Consider the following 2,965-nt stretch of genomic DNA (forward strand, 5'->3'; position numbering starts at 1 on the left):
CCGCCAGCCGGCGCGCGCGGGCCGGCCCGGCATCGCCGCCGCCAGCCTTGTCCGCGAGGCGCAGCCGCCCGCGCCGCGGCGCCGCGGCGACCTCGGCGGCGGGCGGCGCCGCGGCCTGCGCCTCGGCGGCGTCGAGCGCCCTGAGCGCGCCGCGCTGGCGCATCAGGTGCGTCTTCATCAGCGCCTCGGCGCCCTCGGAATCGTGCGCCTTGAGCGCGGAGAACACCGACAGATGCTCCGCGCACGATTCGCGGATGCGGCCCGGCAGCTTCAGGCTCTTGTGGCGCGACAGCCGCAGCACCTTGCGCAGGTCGCTGATCAGGCCGGACAGCCAGCGGTTGCCGGCCAGCCGCTGGATCGCTTCGTGGATCTGGTAGTTGGTTTCGTAATAGGCGTCGATATTGCCGTCCCGCGCGTAGCGCGCGAGCTCGGCATGCAGGCTTTCGAGCGCCTCGAGATCGGCGGCGCTGGCCTTGCGCGCGGCCTCGAAGGCGCAGCGCCCTTCGAGCAGCGCCATCAGCGGGAAGATCTCGTCGAGGTCCTGCTCGGACAGCGCGTTGACGAAACAGCCGCGGCGCGGCTCCAGCCGCACCAGCCCCTCGGCCGCCAGCACCTTGAGCGCCTCGCGCAGCGGCGTGCGCGAAATGCCCATCGATTCGGCCACGCTGGCCTCGTCGATCCACGCGCCGGGCATCAGCGCGTGCTCGTCGATCAGCGTGCGCAGGCGCTCCGCGACTTCGAGATACAGGGCCTGCTGGATGATGCGCATGGAGTTCTCCGGCGGGAACGGGGCAATGGCATCGAGGTGGCCGCAGCGGCACTTCCGCCAACTCAATAATTCATAATTATGAATAACGGCGGCATTAACACAACAAGAATCGATGTTGCGCAGCGGCAAGCGGGATTTGTGGAAGCGTCGAAGGAAGCCGACGTTTTTTTCCGGCACGGCGGCATTCGCAAGCTCCTGCCCTCTCCCCCGGCCCCTCTCCCACTGCGCGGGAGAGGGGAGCAAACCAAGGGCAATGAACAAAAGCCGCGCGTCAGCGCATCGACGCCCGCACCGCCTCGCCGTGCCGGTAGGCCCACACCAGCATGGCGATGCCGGCCAGGATCATCGGCAGGCTGAGCCACTGGCCCATCGAGAAGTTCAGCGCCAGCAGGCCGAGGAAATTGTCGGGCTCGCGCGCGAACTCGACCAGGAAGCGGAAGCCGCCGTAGCCGATCAGGAACACGCCGGAGACCGCGCCCATCGGGCGGGGTCTGCGCGCGAACAGCCACAGGATGATGAACAGCGCCACGCCCTCGCCGGCGAACTGGTAGAGCTGCGACGGATGGCGCGGGATGTTGTCGCCGGCCTGCGGGAAGATCATGCCCCACGGCAGGTCGGTCGGGCGGCCCCACAGCTCGCCGTTGATGAAGTTGCCGATGCGCCCGGCCGCCAGGCCGCACGGCACCAGCGGCGCGATGAAGTCGGTCACTTCCATCCAGTGGCGCCCGCGCATCTTGCCGAACAGCCACATCGCCACGATCACGCCGAGGAAGCCGCCGTGGAAGGCCATGCCGCCCTCCCACACCTTGAGGATCTCGAGCGGGTGGCTGAGGTAGTAGTCGGCCTTGTAGAACAGCACGTAGCCCAGGCGCCCGCCCAGGATCACGCCCAGCACGCCGAAGAACAGCATGTCGTCCAGGTCCCGGGCGGTCCAGCCCTGCGCGGCCATATGCGGCTGGCGGATGCGCAGCCGGCCGAACCACAGGAACATGATGAAGCCGGCCAGGTACATCAGCCCGTACCAGCGGATGGCCAGCGGACCGAGGTGGATGGCGACCGGATCGAATTGCGGGTGAATCAGCATGTTTGCCGTGAAGTAGGTTGTGGGGCCGCGCCGCGCACGGCAGGCCAGGAAAAAAGCCGGCGGGCGGGAAATCAGCCGGCGGCCGCGTCCGGCTTTATGCCAGCGTTTTGCGTCACGGTCATGGCAGACGCCAGCGCGCCGGCGATCTCGATGAAGGAACGCAGCACCGGGCTGACGCTGCCGGCGCCCGCCTCGCGCCACACCAGCCCGGTCTCGATGTCGGGCCCGGCATCGCGCAGCGGCAGGTAGGACACCCCGGTGCGGCGAAGGTTGCACAGCGAGGCCGGCACCAGCGCCACGCCCATGCCGGCCGACACCAGGCTGACGATGGTCTGCATCTGGATGGCCTCCTGGGCGATCGCCGGCGTCAGCCCTTCGCGCGCATAACAGCCCGTAATGATGTCATAAAACGCCGGCGCGCTTCGCCGCGGGAAGATGATGAGCGGCTCGTGGGCCACGTCGCGCAGCGCGATGCCGGCCTGCGTATCGCCGCCGTCCCCGCCGTCCCCACTGTCCCCGCTGTCCTGCGGCGCGCCGCGCGGCCGCCAGCCCTGCGGCACGGCCAGCACCAGCGGCTCGCGCACCAGCGGCAGGTAGGACACGCCGTGCGGCATGGCCGGCAGTTGCGGGCGGATCACCAGCCCGGCGTCGATGGCGCCTTCCATCAGCGCCTCGAGCTGGATGTCGCTGGTGGCCTCGCGCAGTTGCAGGTGCACGTTGGGGTGGTGCGCGCGGAAGCGCCGCAGCAGGTCGGGCAGGATGCCGTAGTCGGCGGTGCTGACGAAGGCCAGCGACAGCGTGCCCGCCTCGCCGCGCGCCAGCCGCTGGGCCAGCCCGGGCAGCGCGGCGGCGTCGGCCAGCACGCGGCGCACCTCGGGCAGCCATTGCTGGCCGGCCGGCGTCAGCGCCACCGAGCGGCGCGTGCGCAGGAACAGCGGCACGCCGATTTCCTCCTCCAGCGCCTGGATCTGCTGCGACAGCGGCGGCTGGGTCATGGCCAGGCGGCGCGCCGCGCGGCCGAAATGGAGTTCTTCCGCCACCGTGACGAAGTAGCGTAGCTGGCGCAGGTCCAATCGGGCTCCTGATATTTTTTTCGACTCAATAGAGGTTGA

The 2,965-nt window shown here is 69.7% G+C and carries 3 protein-coding genes; all 3 read right to left on the reverse strand.

Annotated features, from left to right (window positions below):
• On the reverse strand, window positions 1-769 hold a 769-nt coding region (locus K206_RS40185; RefSeq protein ID WP_020206825.1), incomplete at its 3' end, for a GntR family transcriptional regulator.
• Window positions 770-1,040: 271 nt separating this feature from the next.
• Window positions 1,041-1,853, reverse strand: a complete 813-nt coding sequence (gene lgt / locus K206_RS0134475; protein WP_020206826.1) for a prolipoprotein diacylglyceryl transferase — start codon at window positions 1,851-1,853, stop codon at window positions 1,041-1,043.
• A 71-nt stretch (window positions 1,854-1,924) separates the two neighbouring features.
• Window positions 1,925-2,926: a LysR family transcriptional regulator gene (locus tag K206_RS0134480; protein WP_020206827.1), complete on the reverse strand. Its 1,002-nt coding sequence runs from the start codon at window positions 2,924-2,926 to the stop codon at window positions 1,925-1,927.
• Window positions 2,927-2,965: the final 39 nt, after the last annotated feature.

It is taken from the genome of Cupriavidus sp. WS (genome assembly GCF_000395345.1).
Classification (GTDB): Bacteria; Pseudomonadota; Gammaproteobacteria; order Burkholderiales; family Burkholderiaceae; genus Cupriavidus; species Cupriavidus basilensis_B.

Coding starts and splice junctions, on each gene's coding strand:
- lgt (WP_020206826.1), bottom strand. CDS start 1,853: ATGCTGATTCACCCGCAATTCGATCCGGTCGCCATCCACCTCGGTCCG.